Origin of the sequence: Micromonospora sp. NPDC005172 (assembly GCF_040608555.1) — a bacterium.
Taxonomy (GTDB): domain Bacteria; phylum Actinomycetota; class Actinomycetes; order Mycobacteriales; family Micromonosporaceae; genus Micromonospora.
Genome location: NZ_JBEXIL010000002.1, coordinates 80717 through 106220, shown reverse-complemented (window position 1 = coordinate 106220; position 25504 = coordinate 80717). Strand labels below are relative to the sequence as shown.

Genomic DNA, 25504 nt, shown 5'->3' with positions numbered 1-25504 from the left:
CACCCCTCAGGCGGCGATACCGCCGGGCTGGTCGCCCTTGACGACGGGTGCCCGGACCAGGTTGCCCCACTCCGTCCACGAGCCGTCGTAGTTGCGCACCTGCGGGTAGCCCAGCAGGTGCCGCAGCACGAACCAGGTGTGGCTGGACCGCTCACCGATCCGGCAGTACGCGATCACGTCGTCGTCCGGGCTGAGCCCGAGCTGGTCGGCGTAGATCGCCTTCAGCTCGTCGGCGGACTTGAACGTCCCGTCCTCGTTCGCGGCGGACTTCCACGGCTTGCTGACCGCGCCCGGGATGTGCCCGCCGCGCAGCGCGCCCTCCTGCGGGTAGTCCGGCATGTGCAGCATCTCGCCGGTGTACTCGCCCGGGGACCGCACGTCGACCAGCGGCCGGCCCACGGCGATGTGCGCCATCACCTGCTCGCGGAACGCCCGCAGCGGCGCGTCGTCCCGCAGCGGCACCGGGTAGTCCGCGCGTGGTCGGGCGGGCTTGTCGCGGGTCAGCTCGCGCCCCTCGGCGATCCACTTCTGCCGGCCGCCGTCGAGCAGCCGCACGTCGGCGTGGCCGAAGAGCGAGAAGACCCAGAGGGCGTACGCGGCCCACCAGTTGAAGTTGTCGCCGTAGAAGACCACCGTGTCGCCCCGGCCGATGCCCTTCGCGGCGCACATCTCGGCGAAGGCCGTCGCGTCGAGGTAGTCCCGGGTCACCTGGTCGTTCAGGTCGAGGTGCCAGTCGACCTTCACGGCGCCGGGGATGTGACCGGATTCGTAGAGCAGGACGTCCTCGTCGGACTCGACCACGACGAGGCCCTCGTCGCCCAGGTGCTCGGCCAACCAGTCGGTGGTGACCAGTCGCTGCGGGTCGGCGTACGCCTGGAGGCGGGGATCAGGATCGTTCGGCACAGACATGATCCCCAAGGTACGCCGCGGCACCGCCGGACGGCCCGCCATCGGGGATCGGGGGGTCACGGATGTGGCGCGGAACGCTGCCGGCCCGTCACCCGGGGACGGATGACGGGCCGGCAGACGTCGGTCTAGCTGCTTGCGGGCCCCTCGGCCACCGTGAAGTACCAGGTGGCCGGGTCCAACTCGGTGCCGTCCGCTCTGATGCCGACGACCTCGAGCATCGAGAAGCCGGCCTCCGTCGGCGTCCAGGTCACCGATGCGCTCCCGTCGGCGTCAGCCTGCACCGTGCGGGGCTCCTCGTTGAAGAACGAGTAGCGGTAGCTGACGGTGCCGGGTATGACCGGCGTGAAGGTGAACACGCCGGGCACACCCGGCCCACCGCCTTCGCCCCACTCCTCGTAGACGGTCGCGGAGATCCTCGGCGCGGTGCCGGTGGCGAAGAAGCTGTAGTTGGTGACCGGCGACTCGTTACCGACGGCGTCGACGCTCCACACGTCGAGGGAGTTCGGGCCTCTACGGGGGGTGAGGGTCACCGTGGCCGAACCCCCGGGATGGTTGGCGGTAACCACGCCTGAAGCACCACTGTTGAGCTGGTAGCGGAACCCGACGACGTCCACCGCGCCTGCGGCGTCGAAGGTGAATTCGCCTGGCAGCGCCGGTGGCTGCGGCCCGTCGACCGGGAAGTCGGTGGAGGCGACCGTCGGAGCCGTGGCCGGGCCCTCGTGGTCGGTGCGGAAGTAGCAGACCGGACTCCAGTCACTGGTGGCCCGGTCGTCCGCCGCCTGCACCTGCCAGGCGTAGACGCGGTCGTGCTCGAGCGGGGTGTCGTGAGCCCAGAACCGGCCCAGCGCCCGCTGACCGTCGCGGACGTAGTCGGCCCGTACGATCCGCGCCTCCGGCTCGTCGACCGGCCAGAGTGCGAACGTCGCGGTGAGCTGGTCCGTGCCACCGGTGACGTTGAGATCCTTGTCGTGCACGACCGCCGAAAGAATCAGGTCGCGCCGTGGTACCACCTGGTACGGCTCGGCGACGGTGCAACTCGTGCCACTCAGGGTCTGTAGATCGGTCGGCACCCCGGGCGGGAAGTTGTGGTCGATGGAGAGACCGACCTGGCTGGCGTACTTCCGGGCCAGCGTCGGGTCCTTCTCAACCGCCGCCGGGAGCCGGAGCGACAGGGTCAGCGTGCTCTTGCCCTCGGCAAGCGCCTGGCGAAGACCGTCCGTCGCGTCGAAACCGACGTAGGACCACGGGCAGCCCAGCTCGGCAGGCAACGTGGTGGTGTCGATCCGCGCGAGGTCGACCGGTGGCTTCGTCCAACTGGACTGGGCGGTGTACGGCGCGGTGCGCCACAACTCCACCTCAGGACGCTTGGTGCAGTCGCCCGCTCTGGTCTCCTTGGCATCGAACGTGGCGAGTTGGATGTCCGCACCCCGATAGCGGGTGATGTCGAAGGTGAAGTACGCCCGCGAGGTGTGCGCACGCCCCTTCTTGTCGACCCAGGTGCCGATCGGCACGTCGCCTGCCTGATCGATGTTGATCGTCTTCGGCTGTACGGAGTCCGTCCAGGCCCAGGAGTTGTTCTTCTCGTAGCGCACGTCGTAGGCGGCAGCCGGCGTGGCGGTCGAGACGACGACCATTCCGACGGCGGCCAGTGTGGACAGTGCGGCGGCGAGCACGGGTCGCCTGGTTGATCTGGACGACGTCCTGACAGGCATGAGGGTCATCCCTCATCCACCCTTCCCCGATGGTCCCCATGCGTGATTGATGGGGGTAGCGGATCGTATCCAGCCGGAGCGCTGTCGGGTGACCCGCCAGAGGGCCGGGGGTGGATGGCAGTCGGCACGATCCGGTGAGGGACGCGCTCAGGCGCGTCGGTGCGCGATCCTGCCGGCGACCACTGTCGCGAGGCAGGTGCCGTCGGCGTCGTGCACCGACAGATCCGCCCGGCCACCGGCAAGAAGGGTCGGCGTCACAGCTTGGGCCAGCACCTGAAGGTCGCTCCGCCCGACGGCGGCCCGCAGCGCCGGCTCGGCCAGATGCTCGACGAGCACCGCCGTGACCCCGCGTCGCAGCAGCGCGTGCACCCGCTCACGCGGGGTGGGCGCCGCCGGCAGCGGGCCGTCGTGCAGCAGGCCGGGCCCGAGCGTGCCGGGCCAACGACGGACCCGCACCTCCGCGTACGCCTCGGTCAGCTCGGCGAACGGACCGACCTCCTCGACGCGGTCGCCGTCCACCAGCACGCCGTGGTCCGGAACCGGCTCGCCGTCCTGTTCGCGGCGCAGCAGAGGCGCGGTGTGCAGGGTGCGCACGGTTCAGTCGACGATCGGCCCGAGCAGCGGGCGCTTCGCGGTCACCGTGTCGCCGGACGATCGGCCGGTGAGCCGCCGCTTGATCCACGGAGCCAGGTACTGCCCGGCCCAGCGCAAATCGGCCGCGCGGGCGGCGAGCCACGGCGACGGCGCCGGGTGCGGCGGGACCATCAGCCACTCCTCGTCGCAGCCCACGCCGAGCGCGTTCAGCACCTGCGCGGCGACGCGCCGGTGCCCGGCCGGGGAGAGGTGCAGCCGGTCGGTGCTCCACAGCATCGGGTGGAGGAACGTGTCGTCGGCGTACAGGTCGACCAGGATCGCGCCGTGCCGCGCGGCGGTCTCCCCGACCGCGTGGTTGAGCAGTTCCACCCGGGGCGCGACGAGACGCTGACCGGGCAGCCGCGCCATCACGTCCGCGAATCGGAAGAGCAGCACGTCCGCGCCACCCGAACGGAGCTGCCGGACGACATCGTCGAAGCGGGAGACCAGCGCCTGCGGGTCGAAGCTCCGACGAAGGACGTCGTTACCACCGGCCGCGAAGCTGATCAGGTCCGGCTTCATCGCCACCGCTGAGGGCACCTGCTCGGCGACCACACTGGGGAAGAGCCGGCCCCGGATGGCCAGGTTCGCGTACCGGAAGTCAGGGCCCGCCTCGACGGCGAGTCGGGTCGCCACCAGGTCAGCCCAACCTCGGAAGGTGCCATCCGGGTACGCATCGTCCATACCCTCGGTGAAGCTGTCCCCGACCGCGACAAAACTGCGCCAGCGCACCCGCGCCCCCCTCACGCCACCGTTGCCTGCGGCGACCAGTCTTTCACCGGAGGCGCATCGGCCGGTGCCCCGATCGGTCGACGTGGCGGAGGTCATGCGCGCGCCTCGATCGAGGGCCTTGATCGAGGGCCTTGATCAACACGAGTTCGCCGATATCGCGGTGTCCGAGTCGGGTTGACACCGCAACTTCGGTGAACTCGTGTCGATCACCCGCAACGTCGTGCCGATGCTGGCCAAGCAGATCATCCGGCGGCACTGGATCCTGGGGTCCTGCGAGCGGTGTCAGGGCCGGGTTGGAACGTGCGGAGCGCTGACATGGGCCCGGGAGCGCATGACGGCGTACCGCCACACCGGCAATCGGACGACCGACTTAGCCCTCACGGACCAGTCGCGAATCCGGCTGATGGCGGAGTGCCATGGTTCGCCACCAGGCCCCACAATGGAGAGCCGGTCACCGGGCCGTGCAGCGGGGAGGGCCTAGTTGAGTCAGGCAAGCGAGCCGAGCCCCGCCGGGCCGGCCCCGGAGTTGGGCACACCGTCGCGCAGCACACGGACCCGTCAGATCCGGCTCGTGGGGCTCGTCGTCGCACTGGCCGTCCTGGCGGCGGCACTGGTCCCGATCATCCTCGCCGCGGGTCCGCCGACGCGGGACGAGTTGCTGGAGGACGCCGGCCTCAAGGGCAAGCAGCAGCTCGTCATCGGGGTGAAGGACGACCAGCCGGGCATCTCGCAGCGCCTTCCGAACAACGTCTGGAAGGGCTTCGACGTCGACATCGCGTACATGATCGCGAGCGATCTCGGGTTCGACCACTCCCAGGTGCGTTTCGTGCCGATCGAGAGCGAGGACCGGGCCCGTCGACAGGCCCAGGACAACGACGGGTTCGTCATCGTCGACCTGGTCATCGCCTCGTACAGCATCAACGACAAGCGCCGGGAGGAGGGCGCTGTCTTCTCGGCCGCGTACCTGAACACCGAGCAGTCGGTGCTGACGTTGAAGGACTTCAAGGGGCAGGTGAGCAGCCTGGAGGATCTGCGGGGACTGACGGTCTGCTCGCTGACCACCTCGACGTCCATCCAGCGCCTCGCCGAGGCCGGCGCCACGCCGGTCGGCCGGAACAGGATCAGCGAGTGCGTCCAGGAGCTGTACGACGGCAAGGTGCAGGCCGTCACCACGGACGCGGCGATCCTCGCCGGGTTCGTCACCGGTGACCAGCCGGGCGCCGACGGTCAGCACTTCCCGGTGTTCCTCAAGAACGTCAAACCGTTGCAGCACTGGGACATCGGCTCGTCTCCGCAGGAGCGGTGGGGTGTCAACACCGGTCCCAACCAGGCCCTGCTCGACCTGGTCGACCTCGCGCTCTACGAGTCGGCCAAGGACGAGGAGAACTCGGCCTGGGAGAACGCGTTCAACGCCAACCTCCGTTGGCAGCAGGGCTACAACCTCCCGCAGCCGGTCGCGGAGCAGCAGCAGCCCGAGCCGAGAAAGGTAGAGGTGCGACAGTGGCCGTGGGAGAGGATCGCGCTACCACCGCCGGCGCACCCCGGATCGTCACCGGTGCGTTCGGGGCCGTTCGCCCGCGCCGGATGGCGGGGGCGCGGCAGGCGCAACAGTGGCTGCTGACCCTCCTACCCGCCTTCCCCGTCCTCCTGCTGGTGCTGCGGCTGTGGCAGCTCAGCCGGCAGGACATGTCCACGATGCTGCTGCTCGTCCAGTACGTCAGCCCGCTCGGCCTGCTCAGTGCCCTGTTGATCGCACTGGTGTGGGCGTTCCCCGTCGTCGTGCTCACCTTCGGCGTCCTCGGTCGGCTGCTCCGGCTCAGCGCTCCTGACCGCTTCGACCCGGAACGCTCACTGCTCGCCTCCGGGACGGCGCGTACCCCCGGGTGGGTGATCACCGCGGCGGTCGCGCTGGGGGCGCTCACCTGGCAGCTCCGCTTCCTGCCGTCGCTGCTGATGCTCGGCCTCTGGCTGCTGGCGCTGCGCACCCGCTACCTGCACCCGGATCAGCCGACCCGCGTCCTGCTGGTCAGCGTGGCCCTGCCGCTGGCGGCGGCGGTCCTGGCGTACAGCGTGCTCGGACCCGCGATCTGGACGGCGTACCGGGACGGCGAGCTGGCCACCGCAGCCCTGCTGGCGGTGCCGCCCGCCGCCACCCTGCTGCTCACCGGCCCGGTCCCCGACTGGATCGCTCCGACGCTGACCCACGGCCTGGCGTTCACGGTCGCCGTCGTACTCCCGGTGGTGATGGGCGCGGTCTTCCTCCGGGTGCCCCTGCTACCCCTCGCCGCGGTCGAGGTGCTCCCGAAGAAATCGGCCGCGACGGCCCCGGAAGTCCCGGCGTCGACAGCCCCGGGCGGCTCGGCCTCGCGGCCATCGAAAAGCACGACCTCAGCGGCCCCGGGCGCCCCCGGGAACGGCGGCACGGCAACCCCGGACGGCCCCCCGTCCGCCGCCGACGGCCGGCAGGTGGTGCTCGGCGCGCTCATCACGGTCACCGACACGTCGACGATCGTGCTGGACCGGACCGCCACCGTGCGGTTCCTGCCCAACGACTGGGTCGAGTCGCAGGTCCTCTGCCCACAGCCGGCGGCGGTGCCGTACAGCCTGGTGTCGGTGCGCGGCTGGCCGGTGGAGGAGACCGCCCTGGACTGGATGATGCCCCGCCGGCCAGTCGCCGACCCGGACGTCCGCTGCGAGGGCCGGCTCCCCGGCACTCCGTGACGCCCGCCCGAATTGGATCGCCACAACCCGGATCGCGGTCCTAGGCTGCGCGGATGCTGCTACGCATGTCGACCCTGTTGCTGCGGACCCTGCGCGAGGATCCGGCCGACGCGGAGGTGCCGAGCCATCGGCTGCTGCTGCGCGCCGGTTACATCCGTCGCGCCGCGCCGGGCGGCTACACGTGGCTGCCGCTGGGCAAGCTGGTGCTGGACCGGATCACCGAGGTGGTGCGCGCCGAACTGAACGGGATCGGCGACCAGGAGGTGCACTTCCCGGCGCTGCTGCCCGCCGAGCCTTACCGCACCAGCGGCCGGTGGACGGAGTACGGCGACCTCCTCTTCACCCTCGCCGACCGGCGCGGCGCCGAGCACCTGTTGGCGCCCACCCACGAGGAGATGGCGGCGCTGCTGGTCAAGGACGTGTTCACCTCGTACCGGGATTTCCCGGTGACGCTCTACCAGGTGCAGACGAAGTTCCGCGACGAGGCGCGGCCCCGGGCCGGTGTGCTGCGGGGCCGGGAGTTCCTGATGAAGGACGCGTACTCCTTCGACCTGGACGAGGCGGGCCTGCGGGACGCGTACGCCCGGCACCGGGCGGCGTACCAGCGGATCTTCGACCGGCTGGGCCTGGAGCACACGGTGGTGCACGCGATGTCCGGCGCGATGGGCGGCTCGGCGTCGGAGGAGTTCCTGGCCACGACGCCGGTCGGCGAGGACACGTTCGTCGGCTGCACCGCCTGTGCCTACGCGGCGAACACCGAGGCCGTCCTCACCCGAGCGCCCGCCGCAGGCGACCCCGCCGCCCAGCCCGCGGCGCAGGTGTACGACACCCCCGAGACCCCGACGATCGCCAGCCTGGTCGAGCTGGCGAACAGCCGCCGACTCGGTAACCGCGACGGCTGGACCGCCGCCGACACCCTGAAGAACGTCGTCCTGACCGTCCGTCAGCCCGGGGCGGACCGCGCCGAACCTCTGGTGGTCGGGCTGCCCGGCGACCGGGAGGTCGACCTGAAGCGGCTCGCGGCCGCGCTGGAGCCCGCCCAGGTGGCGGTCTTCGACGAGTGGGCCGAGCATCCGGAGCTGGTACGCGGCTACATCGGCCCGCAGGTACTCGCCAAGCTGGGCATCCGCTACCTGGTCGATCCCCGGGTGGTGACCGGCTCCGCATGGCTGACCGGGGCGAACGAGCCGGGTCGGCACGCCACCGACGTGGTCTGCGGGCGGGACTTCACGCCCGACGGCACGATCGAGGCCGCCGAGGTGCGCGCCGGTGACCCCTGTCCCGACTGCGCCGACGGCGAGCTGACCATCCGGCGGGGCATCGAGATCGGGCACATCTTCCAGCTCGGCCGCCGGTACACCGACGCGTTCGCCGTCGACGTGCTCGGGCCGGCCGGCAAGCCGGTCCGACCCACCATGGGTTGCTACGGCATCGGGATCTCCCGGGCCGTCGCGGCCATCGCCGAACAGCACCACGACGAGCGGGGACTCCGCTGGCCGGCGGCGGTCGCGCCGTGTGACGTACACCTGGTGGTGGCGGGCAAGGGCCCGCAGCTAGACGCGGCGCTGGACCTCGGCGGGCGGCTGGCCGCCGCCGGCCTGCGCGTGCTGGTCGACGACCGGACGCACGTCTCGGCCGGTGTGAAGTTCACCGACGCCGAGCTGATCGGCATCCCGCGCGCCGTCGTGGTCGGCCGCCGACTTGCCGACGGGTACGTCGAGCTGCGCGAGCGGGCCGGCGACGGGCGGGTGGAACTTCCGGTGGACGGTGTGGTGGAACGGATCGTCGACGAGGTCGGCCGAGAGCGTGCGAACCTGGTGTAGCCACCGCGTCACGGGGTAGTGCAGTCGGATCGGGTGATACGTCTTCGGAGGATCTCATGACCGGTTACCGGGTCAGCGACGTGATGACCAAGCAGGTCGTGTACCTGTCGGCGGAGACCACCCTGGACGAGGCGGCCAGGGTGATGAAGGAGGCGGACATCGGCGACGTGGTGGTCACCGATGGCGCCACCCTCGCCGGCATGCTCACCGACCGGGACATCGTGGTGCGGGCCGTCGCCGAGAACGCCTCACCGGCGGCCACCACCATCGGCTCGATCGTCACCCGCGAGGTGGTCATGATCGAGCAGCACTGCACGGCCGGCGAGGCCGCGGCGCTGATGCGGGAGCGCGGCATCCGACGGGTGCTGGTCTGCGACACCGACCGCAAGCTGGTGGGGATCGTCTCCCTCGGTGACCTGGCCATGCAGCTCGACCCGACAAGCGCGTTGAGCGAGATCAGCGAACAGTCGCCGACCACGTGAGCCGTCGGCGCCGGCGGTAACCTCGAACCCATGGCTGACATGCCGGCCCGACTGGCCGAGATCGTCGACGAGTTCGCCGCCGCGCCGCGCGACCTGGTGCTGGAGATGCTGCTGGAGTACGCGGACGTGATCCCGCCGCTGCCCGCCGACGCCGCCGGGCACGAGGGCATGGAGCAGGTGCCCGAGTGCCAGACGGCGTTCTTCCTGCGCGCCACGGTGACGCCGGACGGGGTGGTCGAGACGCTCTTCGACTGCCCGCCGGAGGCGCCCACCACCCGGGCGTTCGCCGGGATCCTCGCCGAGGGGCTGGCCGGCGCGAGCGCCGAGGAGGTGCTGGCCGTCCCGGACGATCTCTACCAGCGGATGGGCCTGGCGCAGGCGATCAGCCCACTGCGGGTGCGGGGCGGCACCGCCATCCTGGGACGGCTCAAGCGGCAGATCCGGGAACAACTCGCCTGACCGGGCAGTTGCCACCGATCATGGAGATCGACATCTACGCGGACGTCGTCTGCCCGTGGTGCTACCTGGGCAAGCGTCGCCTGGACGAGGCAATCGCCCGTTACGACGGCGAGGTGACCGTCCGCTACCGGCCGTTCCAGCTCGACCCGTCGCCGGTGCCCGAGCCGCTTCCGGTCGTCGACGCGCTGGCCGACAAGTTCGGTGGTCCCGAGCGGGCGCGACAGATGGTCGCACGGGTGGTCCAGGTGGCGGCGGGTGACGGGCTCCGGCTGGACTACGACCACGCGGTGGCCGCAAACACCTTCGACGCGCACCGGCTGATCGCCTACGCCGCCGAGCGCGACCGGGCGGCCGAGATGGTGGAGGCCCTGTACCAGGCGCACTTCACGAAGGGCCTCGACGTCGGCTCCCGAGAGGCGCTGGCCACGATCGCCGGCTCGATCGGCCTCGACGCCACCGACGCCCGCCGGTTCCTCGACTCCGACGAGCGGACCGCCGAACTCGCCGCCGAGTTGGCCGCCGCCCACGACCTGGGCATCACGAGCGTGCCGATGTTCGTGCTGGCCGGCAAGTATGCGGTCAGTGGCGCCCAGGAGACATCCACGCTCCTCGCCGCGCTGGCCGAGGTCGAGCAGCGGGAGGCTACCGCTCGCTAGCCATATCGACGTGCGTGATGTTTCACGTGCAACGGTATCGATGCCGGTGCCTGGTCAGGCCGGCCTGGCCAGGCCCTCCACGACCTGAGCGCCGGGCAGTGCGCCCAACGCCGGCCCCGGCAGGGCGATCTTGCTGTGTCGTACGCCGGACCCGATGATCACGTGCGGGGTGGCGATCACCCGGGAGTCCACCAGGATCGGCCACTGGGCCGGCAGTCCGATCGGGGTGATCCCGCCGTACTCCATGCCGGTCAACTCGACGGCGTCGGCCATCGGGGCGAAGCTCGCCTTGCGGACGTCCAGCGCCCTGCGGGCCACCCCGTTCACGTCGGCCCGGGTGGTCGCCAGCACGATGCAGGCCGCGTAACGGACCACACCGTCGCGCTTGCCGGCCACCACGACACAGTTGGCCGACACGTCCAGCCCCACCTCGTACGCCTCACAGAAGGCCGCCGTGTCGGCGAGGTCGGCGTCGATCGGTGCGACCAGCACGTCGTCGACGTCCACCGGCGCGTCGGCCGGCCACTGGGCGATGGCCTCCGCCACCGGCGCGGCGAGCAGATCGAGGCGGGCACGGGCCGGTTCGGTCTTCAGCGTTCCCATCACGGTTGCGATCCTCGCATCCGTGCCGCCGGCCCGCCCGCCGACTCCCGTGGCGTCCCGCGACACCACCTCCGCGTCGCGGTTCAACTGCCCGCGAGGAACGCGTTGTCGTGCATGAACGAACGGTCGCGGGCGGCCGCCAGCTCCTCCTCGCGGCGGGCCCGGGCTCGCTGAAGCTCCAGGTCCTCCAGCGCGTGCCGGACGCCCAGCCGGATCACGCCGTAGAGGAAGACGAAACCGAAGACGTAGAGGATCACCGTGGTGACGACAACGAACATGACGTCACCGTAAGACGAACGTGAACCGGCGTCCCTCTCATCTCCGCGCGGTTCCCCCGTACGTGTCCCGAAGGTAGTCTCCCCAGGTGCGAACGCCGCGAGGCAGCGCCTCGGTGAGCAGTCCACCGGCGCGCAACTCTCGGCCGAGCCGACCGGGAATCCGGATCGGCAGCAGTGGCCGACGCGACCCCCGCGCCTCTCGCCACGTGCGGACCGCCTCGTCGAAGCGGAGCACCTGCGGCCCGCCGAACTCCTCGATGCCCCCGAGCGGACCGGCGGCCAGCCGCGCCGCGAGCCGGGCCGCCACCTCGTCCGGATCGACCGGTTGGGCGAGCACCGCGCGGTCACCGAGCACCGGGCCCAGCCGCGCGCTGGAAGCCAGCAGGTCGTCGAGGAACTCGGGGAACTGGGTGGCGCGCAGCACCGACCACGGCACCGGACCGGCGGCGACCACCTGCTCGGCGGCGAGCTTGTGCCGGTAGTACGCGAACGGCACCCGGTCCACCCCGACGATGGAGACGTAGACCAGGTGCCGCACACCTGCCGCGCCGGCGGCCACCACCAGCCGCCGTGTGCCCAGTACATCCACCTGGTGCGTACGCCCCCGGGGCGAGGACGCCAGGTGCAGCACCGCGTCCACGCCGGTCACCGCCTCGACCAGCCCGTCCCCGGAGGCCAGGTCGACCACCACCCAGTCGACGCCCGAGCCGGTACGGGGCCGGCGACTCGTGGCCCGGACAGCCAGCCCGTCGTCGCGCAGTCGCGACAGCACGGCGCTTCCCAGGCGACCACCCGCCCCGGTGACCAGAACCCTCATCGTCCCCCTCCTCCTGCGCGGCCCGTCGTGCTGATGACGGCGTGCCGGCGGCACACGTGACGGCTGCGTCAACCCGAGCGGATCAGGTCCAGCACGGTCAGCAGAGCGAAGAACGCGATCACGATCTCGTTGACGATCCAGGCGTGCCCTTCCGCCCACTCCCGCATCCGCGCGAGCGTCCGCGCGGCCTTCTGCCCGAGCAGCACCAACGCCAGCAGTGGCACGGCGAGCAGGAGCACGGTGAGCAGCACGAACGGCACCAGGTGCCACCACGGGAGATCGTGTCGGGCCACGGTCGCGCCCACCGTCGCCATGGTGAGGTCGTCGGTGGGCGTCACCACGAAGAGCAGCGCGCCCGTCCGCGCCGCCCAACGCGGATCGGCGTGGCTGACACTGCCCAGCCAGCGCGGCGGCCCGGACCGGTCGCGGCGCAGCCAGATCACCACGGCCAGGACCACCAGCAGCGCGAGCACCACCAGGTCGATGGCCGGACCGCTGTCGACCTTCCGGGCGGCGGTGCTGGCATCGGTCGCCAGCCCACCCAGCACCCGGGTCAGCAGCCAGCTCGCCGTCACACCGGCGGCGACCACCAGCCCTGCACCGGCGACGAAGCCCGACGACGCTGCCCGGGGCCGGTCGGACGAGGCGAGGAAGACCGCCACGACCAGTTGGGTCCCGGCGACCATCACCACGGCCAGCGGCAGGACGGTCAGGAAGCTCATCGCCTGCCAGCCTGACGCCTGACCGGAACCGATGCGCCGAATCGTCGGCCGATCACCCGCCCGTCCGCGTACCTTCCGGCACCACGACCCGGCCGGCCAGCAACGCGCCGAGCAGCGCCAGACCGGCCGCCACCACAAGCGTCACCAGGTAACTCGACGGGCCGGGCGCGCTCCCGGCGGCCAGTACGGCACCGGTGAGCGCCAGCACTGTCGCCGCGAAGAGGGAGTCCCCCAGTTGCAACGACGAGCTGTTGCGGCCCTGCTCGCCGGGAGCCGACAGCTCCAGCGTGAGCACCGACAACGACGGGTAGAGCAGTCCCATGCCGAGCCCGGCGACCGCCCAGCCGAGCACGGCGACGGCAACCGGCACCTCGGGTCGGACGGCCAGCGCCACCGTCGCCGTACCGACGGTGATGGCGCACAGGCCGGCGCGCGGCAGGCTGGCCCGGGAGGCCGGCACCGGAATCCGGCCCTGTATCCAGGAGCCCACCGACCAGGCCAACGCACCCACCGTGAGGACCAGCCCGGCGGCGGTCGGTGACAGTCCCCGCTCCCGGGAGAGCATCAACGGGATGACCACCTCGGCGCCGACGAACACCGCCGACGCCAAACCCCGCAGACCGACGACGGTGGGCAGCCCACGGGCCGCCCGCAGGAACCCGGGCGGCAGCAGGCGCGGAGCGCAGATCACCAGACCGACCAGCGCGAGCACGACCACCGCCAGGGCCGCCGCGCCGCGCTGCTGTCCCCCGATGTGCAGCAGCGCGGCGCTCGCGCCCGCCCCGCAGGCCCAACCGATGCGGGCGACCGCGCCGCCCGGCGGCCGGGTCGGCACGGTCGTGTCGAGCGACCGGAGCCCGGGTTGGATCAGCAACACCGCCGGGACGGCCACCGCCGGCACCACGAGGAAGACCCATCGCCAGCCCAGGTACTCGACGAGCAGCCCGGCCAGGGCCGGCCCGACCAGCGACGGTACGACCCACGCCGCCGCGAACGCGGCGAAGATCCGCCGGTGCAGCTCCTCCGGGTACGCCTGTCCGACGATGACGTAGAGCGCCACCGAGAGCAGTCCGGAGCCGAACCCCTGCACCACCCGTCCGATCACCAACATGGTCATCACCTGTGCCGTCCCGGCGATCAGCAGCCCGACCACGAACCAGGCGACGCCGTGCCACATCGGCCCCCGCGGTCCCCGCGCATCGCACCAGATGCCGGAGACGACCATGGCCAGCACACCGGCGGCGAACGCACCACCGAACGCGATGCCGTACTGCGCCAGGCCGTCGAGACTGCGCGCCACGGTCGGCATGGCCGTGCCCACCGCCAACGCCTCGAACGCGAGCAGCGACACCAGCGCGACACTGCCCACCGTCATCGCCCGGAGCCGAGGTGCGAACAGCCCTACGGGCGCTGGGGCGAGGGTGGTGGTTGGGCTCGACATGCACCGAGCCTGCGACCTCAACCCGGATTCATGTCAACCAGGGGTGATCCGGCTCTCGTCAGGTCTCCTGGAGCGCCTCCCCGACGCCGCGTACCAGTCCCGAGAAGTGCTGGTCCGCCAGGACATGCCCGGCGGTGATCACCAGGGCGAGCGGCCACTCGATCACCTGCAACGCGGCCAGGACCCCGAGCCCGGCGTAGTAGGCGACCTTGTCCGGCGGCGGTACGGCCACCTCGCCCAGCATCGGCAGCGCGACCCGCCGGCTGTACATCCGAACGTTCTCGCGTGAACCATTGAGGTGTCGCGTCAAGGTGCTCATTCCGGCCTCCCCGTGTCCGGTGCTGGTCGTCGGATTCCACCGCCCACCCCGTCCATGCACCGTCGGCGGCGCAAAGTTCCGGCCGTCTCAGGGGCATAACGGACGGCAGGTCGGGAAGCCAGGCCGCCGGACGCGAGGGCGGTGGGAGGACGAGATGACCGACGGCACAGCACGCGGCAACGGGGGGTCGGGTCGGCGTCCGTTCGGCCGTACGCCTCGATGACGGCGGCGGGTCGCGCCGCCGGCCGTCTCCTGCCGTCCATCGGCGTGCCGAACCTGGTCGGTGAGGCGTCCCGGACCGTCGGGTCGGCCGCGACCCGGCTGGCGCGGACGGCCGGCCTGTCCCGACGTCGGGTGTGGTCGCGTCCCGGCCGCCACCACATCGAGGTGCACGGCGTCTGCCAGGACGGCGGCGACCGGTTGGCCCGGCAGGTGGAGGCCGCGCTCGAACGGCTGCCCGGCGTGGCCTGGGCCCGGGTAAACGCGCCGTCCGGCCGGGTCGTGGTGGCCGTGCAGGCTCCCGAGCCGAGGCTGCGGGACCTCGTCGCCGCGATCAGTCGGATCGAACGGACCTGTGACCACGAACCGGACCCGGAGATCCCGCCCCCGCACCCGCCGGAGGAGGGGCCGCGTACGCCGCGCACCCTCGGCGCGCTCGCCTCGGACGCGCTGGGCCTGACCATCTCGGCGGCCACCCGCATTCTGCCGTTCACACCGTTGCCCGGTGAGGTCGCCGGCCTGCTCGCCGCCGCGGACCTGCAACCGAAGCTGCACGCCTTCGTGGGCAGGAGGCTGCGCTCGGACCCCCGCGCCGACGTCATCTTTCCGCTGGCCGAGGCGGTCGTGCAGGGCCTGACCGGCAGGTGGACGGGAATAGTGCTCGACGGCGCCCAGCGGATGGTGCAGTGGGGTGAGGCGCGGGCCCAACTCGCCGCGTGGGAGAAGGCCGAGCCGCGGCTGACCGGCGATCCGGAACGCGCCACCGCCCGGTGGCCGTCGGTCGACCGGCCCTGCCCGAAGCCGGACGGCCCGGTCGAGCGCTACATCAACCGGATGCTGGCCGCCGGTGCGGCGGCGGCAGCGGCGGCGACGCCGTTCGCCGGGCCCAAGCGGGCCGCCGCGCTGGGCCTGTCCGCGTTACCGAAGGCCCCGGGCAGCGGACGAGAGGGGTACGCGGCACAACTCGGTCGGGTGCTCGCCCGGCGCGGGGTCATCGCGATGGACCGCAGCGTGCTGCGGGACCTGGACCGGATCGACACGCTGGTGCTGGACGCCGCGGTGCTCGGATCGGAGCGGGGCGTACTCGCCGATCTGGCTCCGGCGGCCGGGGTGGACGTCGACGAGGTCGCGGAGCGGGCGTTCACGCTCTTCGACCCCGCCGACCCGACCGGTTCGCGGGAGTCCGACGGCTGGCGGCTCGCACCCCTTTCCCGGCTGCCCGGTGGCGATCACGGCGACGTGCCCGACGGCGAGCGGCTGCGTACGGCCGGTGGACAGCTGCTGGGGCTGACGAACGGGGGACGACTGGCGGCGCTGCTGCGGGTCGAACCGGAGCCTGCGCCCGGGGTCGACGGTCTACCCGCCGTCGCGCGGCAGGCCGGACTGAGACTGGTCGTGGCCGGTGGTGACGAGCAGCGGTACGACTTCGCCGACGCGCTGCTGCCGGGCGGCGACCGGCTGGCCGACTCCGTACGCGGGCTCCAGCGCGACGGCGCGGTGGTCATGCTGGTCTCCGGTGACCGGGTGGCGCTCGGCGCGTCCGACTGCGGTCTGGGAATGTCCGCTCCCGAGGAACTGCCCCCGTGGGGGGCGCACCTGCTCGTCGGCACCGACCTGCGGGTGGTGGCCCTGGTGATCGAGGCCACCGGGGCGGCCCGGCGGATGACCCAGCAGAACATCCGGCTCGCCATGGCGGGGACCGGGCTGGGGGCGCTCGGCGCGTTCACCGCCCCGCCGACCCAGCTGCCACACCGGTCGCTCGTGGCGGTCAACGGCGCGGCGGGACTGGCGTTCGCCAACGGAGTCTGGCGGGCCAGCCGGCTACCCGACCGGTCGGACACGCCGGCACCGGTGGCGACGGCGTGGCACCTGATGCCGGTCCGGACCGTGCTCGACCGCCTGGACACCACGCCGGACGGGTTGACCAACGCGGAAGCGCAGCGCCGACACGACGGCCACGACACCGGCGGTGGCGGACATCCCGCCGGCGGTGGCCTGCTGCGGGCGTTCCTGGACGAGCTGTCGAACCCGCTCACTCCCGTCCTGGCGGCCGGGGCGGTGCTGTCCGCGTCGTTCGGCTCACTCGTCGACGCGGCGCTGGTCGGCAGCGTCGTCGGCGGGTCGGCCCTGATCGGGGCGGTGCACGAGCGCAACACCGAACGTTCGCTGGCCGAGCTGCTGTCGCGTTCGGCGGTCACCGCCCGGGTGCGCCGGGACGGGGCCGAGCAGGTCGTCGCGGCCGAGGACCTCGTCCTCGGAGACGTCATCGCCCTCGAACCGGGTGACTCGGTGCCGGCGGACTGCCGGGTGCTCGAATCGGTGGGCTTGGAGGCGGACGAGTCGTCGCTGACCGGCGAGTCGCTGCCGGTCGCCAAGAGCAGTCAGGCGGTCGTCGCCGCGGCCATCGCCGACCGGCACTCGATGCTGTACGAGGGCACCACCGTCGCCGCCGGCCACGGCACCGCGGTGGTGGTGGCGACCGGCGCCGACACCGAGTCCGGCCGCAGCCTGGCGCTGGTCCGTCAGGCACCCCCGACAAGTGGGGTGGAGGCGCGACTCGGCTCGTTGACCAGCGCAGCCATCCCGTTGGCCGCCGGTTCGGCGATCGCCGTGGCCGGGGCGGGCCTGCTCCGGGGCGTACCCCTGGCCGAAACGGCGGCGACCGCCGCGAACCTGGCCGTCGCGTCGGTGCCGGAGGGGCTGCCGTTCCTGGTCAGCGCGGCGCAGCTGGCCGCCGCCCGGCGCCTCGCCGAGCACGGCGCTCTGGTCCGCAACCCGCGCACGATCGAGGCGTTGGGCCGGGTGGACGTGCTCTGCTTCGACAAGACCGGCACCCTCACCGAGGGCAAGCTGCTGCTCGCCGGGGTCGGCGACGGTGTCGGCGACCGGTACGCGCCGGTGGACCGGCTCGACGACCGGCTCCGACTCACTCTCGCCACGGCGCTGCGGGCCACCCCGGCGGCGGACGATCCGGAGGAGTTGGCGTTGCAGACCGACCGGGCGGTCCGGCGGGGCGCCGCCACGGCCCAGGTGGTGGAGCAGACCGGAGCGGCGGGCTGGCGTGCGGCCGGCGGACTGCCCTTCGAGCCGTCCCGCGGCTACCACGCCAGCATCGGCGAGACGGACGGCCACCTGCTGTTGAGCGTCAAGGGCGCCCCGGAGACAGTGCTGCCGCGGTGCGCGAACCGGCGTACCGACGGCCGGCAGGAGCCGCTGGACGATGCCGGCCGCGCGGAGCTGCACCGCCTGCTGGCCGATCGGGCGGGAGCGGGGCACCGCATCCTCGCGGTCGCCGAGTGCCACGTGGACTCCGCGCAGATCACCGACTCCGACGTCCGGGGGCTGACCTTCGTGGGGTTCCTGGCACTCGCGGACGGGGTCCGGGAGAGCGCCGCACCGGCGGTCCGGCGCATCCGGCAGGCGGGCGTGCACACCATCATGATCACCGGTGACCATCCGGCCACCGCCGAGGCGATCGCGGCCACCATCAGCGAACACGACGAGCAGCGGGTGGTCACCGCCAGCGAACTCGACCAACTGGACGACGAGGCGCTCGCCGATCGGCTGTCCACCACCGACGTGGTGGCCCGCTGCACCCCGACACACAAGGTGCGGATCATCCAGGCGTTGCAGAAGTGCGGGCGGACCGTGGCGATGACCGGCGACGGTGCCAACGACGCCCCGGCGATCCGGCTGGCCGACGTCGGCATCGCCCTCGGCCAACGGGGCACACCGGCCGCCCGGGCAGCCGCCGACCTCGTCGTCACCGACGACCGGTTGGAGACCATCATCGCCACCCTGGTCGAGGGCCGCGCCATGTGGTCCTCGGTGCGGCACGCGCTGAGCATCCTCGTCGGCGGCAACCTGGGCGAGATCGCGTTCAGCGTGCTCAGCGCGGCGGCCACCGGCCGCTCCGCCCTCACCGGCCGGCAACTACTGCTGGTCAACCTGCTCACCGACCTGGCGCCGGCGCTCGCCATCGCGGTCCGGCCACCCGCGTCGGACCGTACCGACGGCCTGCTCCGGGAGGGGCCCGACACATCGCTCGGCGAGACCCTCAGCAGGGAGATCGCGCTGCGCGCGGCGTCCACCACGCTGGGCGCGACCGTCGGCTGGACGTTGGCCCGGTACACCGGCCGGCAGCGGCGGGCCGGGACCGTCGCCCTCGTCTCGCTGGTCGGCACCCAGCTCGGACAGACCATCCTGGCCGGAGGCACCAGCCCGGCGGTGCTGGCGTCCACGGCGGCATCGCTCGGAGTGCTTGTCGTGGTGGTGCAGACTCCGGGGGTGAGCCAGTTCTTCGGCTGCACACCGCTCGGCCCGGTCGGCTGGACCATCGGTGCCGGATCGGCGCTCGGCGCCACCGTCGCCAACGGCGCGCTCACCAGGCTCGTCGCGCATTTCCCGTCGGCCCGACCCGACCTCGCCCAGCCCGTCAACGGCGACTGACCACCAGCTCGCCCGCTTGGACACCACCGGCCGGGGTACCGGAGTTCGAGGAGGTGGGCATGATGGTCGAACATCCGCAGGTCACGTTCATCGGCACCGCGACGACGCTGCTACGGATCGGTGGGTTCACCCTGCTGACCGACCCGAACTTCCTGCACCGCGGCCAGCGGGCGTACCTCGGCAAGGGGCTGTGGTCGCGCCGACGCACGGACCCGGCGCTGCGGATCGCCCAGCTTCCCCACCTGGACGCCGTGGTCCTGTCCCACCTGCACGGCGACCACTTCGACCGGGTGGCCCGCCGGGAACTCGACCGCGAGCTGCCCATCGTGACCACGCCCGCCGCCGAACGCCGGCTGCGCCGCTGGGGCTTCCGGGCCGCCGACGGCCTGCCGACCTGGTCGTCACGGGAGCTGCACCGCGACGGTACGACGGTGCGGCTGACCTCGATGCCCGGCAAGCACGGTCCGGGCGTCGTGGACCGGCTGCTGCCCGACGTGATGGGCACGATGATCGACGTTGAACGCGACGGACGGCGCGAGTTCCGCCTGTACGTCACCGGCGACACGCTCAACCGACCGCTGCTCACCCCCATCGCAGAGCGTTATCCGGACATCGACGCGATGCTGATCCACCTCGGCGGCACGAAGGTCGCCGGAATCCTGCTCACCATGGACGCCCAGCAGGGCGCGGACCTGGTGGAGCTGATACGCCCCAAGCTGACGGTGCCGATCCACTACGACGACTACCCGGTGTTCCGCTCCCCGCTGGCGCACTTCGTCGACGAGGCCCGCCGGCGCGGCTGGGTCAAGCAGGTACGCACCGTCGAGCGCGGCGAGACGGCACCGCTCACGATTGATCGTGCTGGCTAACCTGACACCATGCCGTCGTTCTTGGCCAATGGAACTCGTCCGAAGGCCTGGCCAAGTCTTCCGCTGGCGCTGCTGCTGCCGTGCGGCCTGCTGATACTGATGGGCATCACCGACGACCGTGAACCGCCCCCGCCGGTCGGCGTGCTGCTGCCGGCGACGGTGATCGCGGTGGAACCGGCCCAGACCGCCCACGATCCCTACGTGCTGGTACGCGTCGACACCGTCGACGGGCCGACCATCTGCGGCATCTACGACAAGTCGTTCCCCGATCGGCGGCTGCCGGCGCTGCACCAGCGACTGACCGTCGACTACACACCGGCCAGGTGCATGCCGGAGCCGGTCAACACCGAGCTGCCCCGGGGCGTGATCGTCGCGATGGGAGCAGTCGGATTGGCAGTGTCACTTCTGTGGCTGTGGGCAGGTCCGCACTTCCAGCGGCTCGCCCGTCGACGGCACTCCCGCTCCTGACGGCGTCCGTCACCGCCGTTCGCCCCGAGGGGAGTCCGCTGCACCGCCCGGCACATCATCGAAGCAGCTCGGGGAGCGGCAGCTCTCCTCGTATCGCCTTTTCGGCCAACTCGACGCGCTCCGGATGGAGTCGATCGTCGCCCAATGGGTGACCCGGCGCATTGATACAGCGTTGCCCGGACCGGGCGCTACACACCGGACAGTGGAGGAAGAACCCGCTCGACGGCACGAGTTCGACACCTTGGGCAAGGGCTGACGTGCCTATTTGGACGATGGCCTCGAACAGTTCGTGATCCTGGTGCCGGGTGGCGGCGGCGGCTACCTGCCGCATCCCATCCCAGAACTTCTCGGCCGAATCTGGTTCGTTCACGTCGATACGCACGATCGCGGTTCCCCGCCTCCGATCACGGTAAACGCGGGGCATTGCGACACGCCCGTCTTCGATAACATGCCCAAGCTTTGATCTACAACGGGGAGGTACATCTACATGCAGTGGAAGATTCCGGCCGGCATCGCGATAGCGCTGGCCTTCATGGTTCCGGCGGCACCGGCGATGGCACAGACCGCGGCGGCGCCCGGGCTGGACCAGAACTGCCAGACGGTCGAGCGCAAGACGTTCAAGGACATCCGCGAGCTGTTCACCTTCGACCTGGACACCGCCAGTGTCAGCCAGCTACGGCTGCTGACCAACCGGATCCTGTCTGCCGCAGACACGGAAGCCCTGCCCACCCTGCCCGACGTCATTCAGGAGCGGCTGGGCGGCACCTCGGATGACCTGCGCGCCTGGCTCAAGAAGGACGCGCAGACCGTCTGGGCGATCGATCTGCGGATCAAGGTGGGGCAGACGATGACCGGCGCTGGCCCGAACGTGAAGGAGGCCGCACAGAAGACGCTCGACTCCGAAGGCGTCGAGCCTTACCTGGCCTACCTGAACGAGGGCCTGTACGACGCGCGGGCGCTGGACTGCAAGTCGCAGCCCACCCCGACGCCGACGACGTCGCCCACCCCGACGCCCAGCGCCACGTCGACCGTCGCGCCGACCGCGGCCACCTCCACGAGCCCGGTCGCCGCCGGCGGTGATGGCGGCGGACTGCCCGTGACCGGTGCCGACACCGCGACCGTGGCCGGCATCGGCGGTGCGCTCCTGCTCGTCGGTGGCGCGAGCTTCGTGATCGCGCGGCGACGCCGCGCCCGCTTCGTGGCGTAACCCGAACTGACGCGCCCGGCTCGACATTCGTCGGGCCGGGCGCGTCGGCGTTTGACCGACGGGACCGGCTCGTTCACCTTGCCGCCGGCCCACCGGGTCACCTGGCGCGGATTAGGCTCCTGCCGTGCCCCGCTTCGATCTGGTCACGGTGGTCCCCGCCAGTCCGGCCTCCGTGTTCGCGGCATGCCTCGACGTCGACGCGCACACCCGCTCCATGGGTGCCAGCGGCGAGCGGGCCGTTGCCGGAATCACCAATGGACGCCTCGGCCCCGGGCAGACGGTCACCTGGCAGGCGCGACACTTCGGCGTCCGGTGGCGGATGACCGTGCAGATCACCGAGTACGAGTCACCGCACCGATTCGTCGACGAGCAGGTCAGCGGACCGTTTCGTCGCTGGCGTCACGAACACGTCCTCACCTCTGATCCGGACGATCCGGCTACGACGGTGATGCGTGATGTCGTCGACTTCACCGCCCCTGCCGGCCTGGCCGGGTCCCTGATCGGGGTGGTGATTCTGCGTCCATACCTTCGGCGGCTGATCGGACGGAGGAATTGCTTCCTCGCCCACAGTCTCGCCGGCTGAGCGACGCGGCAGGCCGGGGTCCCACCCTCCGGTGGACTTACGACCCGGACGACGGACGCCGTGGCTGTTGCGCCGTACTCGGGGCGCGAGATCGAGCCGTGGAAGGGTGCTGGTGGAGCCCAGGGGACTCGAACCCCTAACCCCTGCCTTGCAAGGATCAAAACTCTTGTCGGCTGGCGTCGGCTACTGCCGCTGACCTGCTCGTCGTGCCGGCTAGCGCCGCCGGCCACCTGTGTCCGTCCGCCGGCTTGGCTGTACGGATGGCTGTACAGCCGTCGTTCCCGCTTCTCATACTCGACCGGTGACTGCTGCGGATCTTCCAGCCCGGTTCCGACCGATCATCGAGCAGGTGGTCGAACGGATTGCCGCCGGTGATTTCGACGGCCTAGCGCGGGACTACTCGCGATCGGACCACGACCTGGGCGTCTGGGCGCGCGAGTATCCGGCAACGTTCATTCCACTGCCGCCCGAGGCATGGCACCACGTCGACGCCTACTCCCTTGCTGACCACGATGCCTGGAAGGTCGACGTCGACCTCTGGTCTCGCGAGGAGGGCAGAAGCGACATGACCTTGCAGGTAACGGTCTGGGTAGAGGCTGGCGCAACCAAGCTGACCATCGATGACCTGCAGGCTCTCTAGTTGCGCTTACCCCACGGCACCACCAGTTTGGAAGATCGTTTCCGGCTGGCGTGATCTGCCCGGATCGCCTGGTCGGCGGCGGTGTCGGGTTGCCCGATCATGACCGCCGTCGACCTCTTCGGTCACGGGTTACCGACACGCGGCTGACACGGCCGCGCGGTTGTCCGGCGGCGTACGGCTTACCGCCCCCGGCCACTCTGGCCGGGGGCGGCTTGCCGTGTCGTCGGCTCTCCGTGCGGCTGATTGACGGTGGTGCCGGTGCTGACCGTGCGACAATGGACGGCGGTATGTGGTGCAGGAGGTGGGTCGTGATGTCGAGCAGCGCCGAGCGGATGCCCGAGTGGCCGACCGCTGAGCATGTGCCGGTGCAGGAGTTGGCCCGCCGGCAGGGTGTGCAGCCGGTCGCCTCTGTCGACGACCTGGCCCGGCCGGGCCTGTTCGAGTCCGACGAAGAATTGGACGACTTTCTCGCCGACCTGTACGCCTCTCGGCGGGCCAGCGCCGCGTGAGCCTGGTCGTTCTGGACACCGACGTCGCGTCGGCGATCCTGCGTGGTCGTCTGCACGATCGACTTCGTGCCCGGCTGGCCGGTAAGACGTTGTGCGTCACGTTCGTCACGCTTGGTGAGTTGACCAAATGGACCGTGCTGCGGAGTTGGGGGCCGCGCAAGCTGGCTGACCTCGCGCAGTGGCGATCCGGCGTGGTGGTGCTGCCCTTCGACGAGGCGGTGGCGACGACCTGGGGCCAGCTCCAGGCGCGGGCACAGCACCGGGGGCGGCCTCGGCCGACGAATGACTCCTGGATCGCGGCCTGCTGCCTGGTCGACCGACTGCCACTAGCGACCTTCAACGGCAAGGACTACGCCGACTTCGCCGAGTACGACGGCCTACGCCTCTTCGACGTCTCGTAGCACCACGGCCGCGCCCAGCGCGACCGATCGACCGCTCCTGGTCCCGGCGGTCATCGACTCGCCGAACCCGTACTACAGGTGGCAAGCCGCGAAGCGGCGCGGCAGTCGATCGCCCCGACCACCCCGCGATCGTTCCCCCGCGCTGGCGAGTACAGATCAGGACAGCGCTGGCGGCGAGCTACCGGTACGGTCCGCCGGTGAACCCCGCTGCGAGGCACGCCTCTACCGTTCGCGTCATCGGCAACCCGGCTTCGCTCGCCGGACTGCTGGTCTTCGTCATGACGCTGTCGAGCGTCATCGGGTCGGCCGAGCCGCACGTCCTGGCGGGCTTCCTCGTCGCCACCGGGATCGGGCTGCGCATAGAAGCCGCGATCAGCTCACCTTGTACGGATGGCAGCACTCGGACCGAGATCGAACCGGGAAGGTGGTGGTGGAGCCCAGGGGACTCGAACCCCTAACCCCTGCCTTGCAAAGGCAGTGCTCTGCCAGTTGAGCTAGGGCCCCGTGAAAGGCGACGGCGACCGGCTCACCGCCGGCCCGACGTCAGCGCAGGTCGGGCGCCGTGGTCGCCTCGTGCCACAGGGCACGCTCGTCGTTGGCAGCCTTGACCTTGTTGAAGACGACGGCAGCCACGCCGACGACGCCGGCCAGGATCAGCAGCTTCTTGAACATGGGGCAACCCCTTGCGCTCGACTACCGTCGGACGATGTGCGGTGGGGCTAGATGGAATCGAACCATCGACCTCAGAGTTATCAGCTCTGCGCTCTAACCGACTGAGCTATAGCCCCGCGTAGCGACGAGCAAGATTAACCCATCCGCTGCGCCGGCCCCAAATCGGGGTCCGATCGCGCGAGCCAGGCCGTCGCCGCCTGCAAAAACTACCCGAGTACGGGGCGCCGGAGCGACCGCATTACGCGGTGCTCCGGCGCCCCGGTCACACTCAGTCCCGCTCGGCGAGCGTCAACTCGATCCCGCCGACCAGGTCGGCGCAGACGTTGTAGACGAACGCTCCCAGCGTGGCCAGCGCGGTGAACAACACCACGTTGACCAGGCCGATCAGCGCCGAGCTGAGAATCACGCCCTTGGCGGTGATCTGGAACCCGCTGGTGCTCTGCCCACCGCCCGCGTTGACCAGGTCGCTGAGGCTGTCGTTCACGCTCTGGAACACGCCCATCGCGTCCAGCGCCAGGTAGAGCACCGACGTGGCGACCACCACGACGATGAACAGCACCACCGAGACCGCGAACGCGAACTTCATCACGGACCAGGGGTCGATCCGCTTGAGGTTCAGCCGGGCCCGGCGCGGCCCACGGGACGCCGCCGAGCTGACCGAGGTACGCGCGGCGCGTACCGCCTCGCCGACGCGCGCGGCCCCGACGGCGGACGAGTTGCCGATCCCCGGCGGCAGACCCCCGCCGCTCGCGGGGCGACCACCGGCACCCGTACGCCCGGGATCCGGCGGGGGCGGGGTCATGCCGGGCGTGATCCGGGGCTGCGTGCCCGTGGCCCCGGTCGATGTCGCCTGACCGGGTCGGGTACTGATCGGCTGCGTTGTCGTCGGACGCGCCGGGTTCGGGGCGGCCGCCGTGGGGACCGCCCCGGTCGACGTCGGTGCCTCGCCGGCGGACTTCTCGGTCTTGGCCTCACCCGATCCCGAGTCCTCGCCGGGCTGCTCCGGCGGGGGTGTCATGCCGGGAGCCCGGGTGAATTTCGGGGCAGGCGCGTCGGCGGGAACCGTGGCCCGGCCCACGGCTGCGCGGCCGGTCGCTGGTGTGCCGCCCTTGGCGGCCTCCTCGTCGACCGGGTTGGCCGAGGTCCCCGTGTTCCCCGACTTCGCCTGTGTCTCCGTCAT

At 71.4% G+C, this 25504-nt stretch carries 28 protein-coding genes and 2 tRNA genes; 15 read left to right on the top strand and 15 right to left on the bottom strand.

What is annotated here, in order from left to right; translation table 11 throughout:
* Window positions 1-6: 6 nt before the first annotated feature.
* From ABZV06_RS01800 to ABZV06_RS01785, 4 genes are all read right to left on the bottom strand, one after another.
* Window positions 7-909, bottom strand: coding sequence for a sulfurtransferase (locus ABZV06_RS01800; protein ID WP_355242856.1), 903 nt, complete (start codon window positions 907-909; stop codon window positions 7-9).
* A gap of 125 nt (window positions 910-1034) precedes the next feature.
* On the bottom strand, window positions 1035-2582 hold the full coding sequence (locus ABZV06_RS01795) for a hypothetical protein (RefSeq protein ID WP_355617755.1): 1548 nt from the start codon (window positions 2580-2582) through the stop codon (window positions 1035-1037).
* Window positions 2583-2768: 186 nt separating this feature from the next.
* Window positions 2769-3215, bottom strand: coding sequence for a hypothetical protein (locus tag ABZV06_RS01790; protein ID WP_355617752.1), 447 nt, complete (start codon window positions 3213-3215; stop codon window positions 2769-2771).
* A 3-nt stretch (window positions 3216-3218) separates the two neighbouring features.
* The gene (locus ABZV06_RS01785; protein ID WP_355242865.1) at window positions 3219-3986 is read right to left on the bottom strand and encodes an SGNH/GDSL hydrolase family protein; all 768 of its coding nucleotides are present in this window, start codon (window positions 3984-3986) and stop codon (window positions 3219-3221) included.
* A 481-nt stretch (window positions 3987-4467) separates the two neighbouring features.
* On the opposite strand from ABZV06_RS01785, the gene ABZV06_RS01780 reads away from it, so the two are divergent.
* From ABZV06_RS01780 to ABZV06_RS01755, 6 genes are read left to right on the top strand one after another with little or no spacing between them, the layout of a single operon-like run.
* On the top strand, window positions 4468-5607 hold the full coding sequence (locus tag ABZV06_RS01780) for a transporter substrate-binding domain-containing protein (RefSeq protein WP_355242868.1): 1140 nt from the start codon (window positions 4468-4470) through the stop codon (window positions 5605-5607).
* Complete coding sequence (locus ABZV06_RS01775; protein ID WP_355617749.1) at window positions 5571-6707, top strand: hypothetical protein; 1137 nt, start codon at window positions 5571-5573, stop codon at window positions 6705-6707. The genes ABZV06_RS01780 and ABZV06_RS01775 overlap by 37 nt, the downstream gene beginning before the upstream one ends.
* Before the next feature lie 53 nt (window positions 6708-6760).
* Window positions 6761-8530: a proline--tRNA ligase gene (locus ABZV06_RS01770; RefSeq protein WP_355617746.1), complete on the top strand. Its 1770-nt coding sequence runs from the start codon at window positions 6761-6763 to the stop codon at window positions 8528-8530.
* Between the two features lie 56 nt (window positions 8531-8586).
* Window positions 8587-9012 carry a CBS domain-containing protein gene (locus tag ABZV06_RS01765; protein WP_355242877.1) on the top strand — a complete coding sequence of 142 codons (426 nt, stop codon included), beginning with the start codon at window positions 8587-8589 and terminating at the stop codon, window positions 9010-9012.
* Between the two features lie 30 nt (window positions 9013-9042).
* Window positions 9043-9471 (top strand): SufE family protein, encoded by a 429-nt coding sequence (locus tag ABZV06_RS01760; RefSeq protein WP_355242880.1) that lies wholly within the window; start codon window positions 9043-9045, stop codon window positions 9469-9471.
* A 20-nt stretch (window positions 9472-9491) separates the two neighbouring features.
* Complete coding sequence (locus ABZV06_RS01755) at window positions 9492-10127, top strand: DsbA family oxidoreductase (RefSeq protein ID WP_355617744.1); 636 nt, start codon at window positions 9492-9494, stop codon at window positions 10125-10127.
* Between the two features lie 54 nt (window positions 10128-10181).
* Here ABZV06_RS01755 and ABZV06_RS01750 read toward each other — a convergent pair whose 3' ends face one another.
* From ABZV06_RS01750 to ABZV06_RS01725, 6 genes are all read right to left on the bottom strand, one after another.
* A complete protein-coding gene (locus tag ABZV06_RS01750; RefSeq protein WP_355243023.1) occupies window positions 10182-10730 on the bottom strand; it encodes a YbaK/EbsC family protein in 549 nt (182 codons plus the stop codon).
* An 83-nt stretch (window positions 10731-10813) separates the two neighbouring features.
* Window positions 10814-11008: a hypothetical protein gene (locus tag ABZV06_RS01745; RefSeq protein WP_355242886.1), complete on the bottom strand. Its 195-nt coding sequence runs from the start codon at window positions 11006-11008 to the stop codon at window positions 10814-10816.
* Window positions 11009-11045: 37 nt separating this feature from the next.
* A complete protein-coding gene (locus tag ABZV06_RS01740) occupies window positions 11046-11825 on the bottom strand; it encodes an NAD(P)H-binding protein (protein WP_355617741.1) in 780 nt (259 codons plus the stop codon).
* A gap of 68 nt (window positions 11826-11893) precedes the next feature.
* The gene (locus tag ABZV06_RS01735) at window positions 11894-12547 is read right to left on the bottom strand and encodes a GAP family protein (RefSeq protein WP_355617738.1); all 654 of its coding nucleotides are present in this window, start codon (window positions 12545-12547) and stop codon (window positions 11894-11896) included.
* Window positions 12548-12599: 52 nt separating this feature from the next.
* Window positions 12600-13988, bottom strand: a complete 1389-nt coding sequence (locus tag ABZV06_RS01730; RefSeq protein WP_355617735.1) for an MFS transporter — start codon at window positions 13986-13988, stop codon at window positions 12600-12602.
* A gap of 58 nt (window positions 13989-14046) precedes the next feature.
* The gene (locus tag ABZV06_RS01725) at window positions 14047-14307 is read right to left on the bottom strand and encodes a hypothetical protein (protein WP_355242901.1); all 261 of its coding nucleotides are present in this window, start codon (window positions 14305-14307) and stop codon (window positions 14047-14049) included.
* A 219-nt stretch (window positions 14308-14526) separates the two neighbouring features.
* Here ABZV06_RS01725 and ABZV06_RS01720 point away from each other — a divergent pair, with 219 nt between their 5' ends.
* From ABZV06_RS01720 to ABZV06_RS01710, 3 genes are read left to right on the top strand one after another with little or no spacing between them, the layout of a single operon-like run.
* On the top strand, window positions 14527-18975 hold the full coding sequence (locus ABZV06_RS01720) for an HAD-IC family P-type ATPase (RefSeq protein ID WP_355617732.1): 4449 nt from the start codon (window positions 14527-14529) through the stop codon (window positions 18973-18975).
* A 59-nt stretch (window positions 18976-19034) separates the two neighbouring features.
* Window positions 19035-19844 carry an MBL fold metallo-hydrolase gene (locus ABZV06_RS01715; protein WP_355617729.1) on the top strand — a complete coding sequence of 270 codons (810 nt, stop codon included), beginning with the start codon at window positions 19035-19037 and terminating at the stop codon, window positions 19842-19844.
* Window positions 19845-19853: 9 nt separating this feature from the next.
* Entirely contained in the window at window positions 19854-20312 is a 459-nt protein-coding gene (locus tag ABZV06_RS01710; RefSeq protein WP_355242910.1) for a hypothetical protein, read from the top strand.
* 55 nt (window positions 20313-20367) lie between these two features.
* Here ABZV06_RS01710 and ABZV06_RS01705 read toward each other — a convergent pair whose 3' ends face one another.
* Entirely contained in the window at window positions 20368-20694 is a 327-nt protein-coding gene (locus tag ABZV06_RS01705; protein WP_355617726.1) for a hypothetical protein, read from the bottom strand.
* Window positions 20695-20799: 105 nt separating this feature from the next.
* On the opposite strand from ABZV06_RS01705, the gene ABZV06_RS01700 reads away from it, so the two are divergent.
* The 6 genes from ABZV06_RS01700 to ABZV06_RS01675 all read left to right on the top strand — a co-directional run bounded on the left by ABZV06_RS01700 (window position 20800) and on the right by ABZV06_RS01675 (window position 24110).
* Window positions 20800-21519: an LPXTG cell wall anchor domain-containing protein gene (locus ABZV06_RS01700; protein WP_355617723.1), complete on the top strand. Its 720-nt coding sequence runs from the start codon at window positions 20800-20802 to the stop codon at window positions 21517-21519.
* 124 nt (window positions 21520-21643) lie between these two features.
* The gene (locus ABZV06_RS01695; protein ID WP_355617720.1) at window positions 21644-22102 is read left to right on the top strand and encodes an SRPBCC family protein; all 459 of its coding nucleotides are present in this window, start codon (window positions 21644-21646) and stop codon (window positions 22100-22102) included.
* A 301-nt stretch (window positions 22103-22403) separates the two neighbouring features.
* Window positions 22404-22742: a hypothetical protein gene (locus ABZV06_RS01690; protein ID WP_355242922.1), complete on the top strand. Its 339-nt coding sequence runs from the start codon at window positions 22404-22406 to the stop codon at window positions 22740-22742.
* A gap of 311 nt (window positions 22743-23053) precedes the next feature.
* Window positions 23054-23251 carry a hypothetical protein gene (locus ABZV06_RS01685; protein ID WP_355242925.1) on the top strand — a complete coding sequence of 66 codons (198 nt, stop codon included), beginning with the start codon at window positions 23054-23056 and terminating at the stop codon, window positions 23249-23251.
* Entirely contained in the window at window positions 23248-23652 is a 405-nt protein-coding gene (locus tag ABZV06_RS01680) for a type II toxin-antitoxin system VapC family toxin (RefSeq protein WP_355242927.1), read from the top strand. Before ABZV06_RS01685 ends, ABZV06_RS01680 begins: the two co-directional genes overlap by 4 nt.
* A 197-nt stretch (window positions 23653-23849) precedes the next feature.
* Window positions 23850-24110, top strand: a complete 261-nt coding sequence (locus tag ABZV06_RS01675; RefSeq protein ID WP_355242930.1) for a hypothetical protein — start codon at window positions 23850-23852, stop codon at window positions 24108-24110.
* Here ABZV06_RS01675 and ABZV06_RS01670 read toward each other — a convergent pair.
* The 4 genes from ABZV06_RS01670 to ABZV06_RS01655 form a co-directional block, all read right to left on the bottom strand.
* Window positions 24081-24156 (bottom strand) — tRNA-Ala (locus tag ABZV06_RS01670). The two genes, ABZV06_RS01675 and ABZV06_RS01670, sit on opposite strands and share 30 nt — an antisense overlap.
* 39 nt (window positions 24157-24195) lie before the next feature.
* Window positions 24196-24324, bottom strand: coding sequence for a DLW-39 family protein (locus ABZV06_RS01665; protein WP_007453934.1), 129 nt, complete (start codon window positions 24322-24324; stop codon window positions 24196-24198).
* A 42-nt stretch (window positions 24325-24366) separates the two neighbouring features.
* Window positions 24367-24440, bottom strand: a tRNA-Ile gene (locus ABZV06_RS01660).
* A 152-nt stretch (window positions 24441-24592) separates the two neighbouring features.
* Window positions 24593-25504 (bottom strand): DUF3566 domain-containing protein, encoded by a 912-nt coding sequence (locus tag ABZV06_RS01655; RefSeq protein WP_355242933.1) that lies wholly within the window; start codon window positions 25502-25504, stop codon window positions 24593-24595.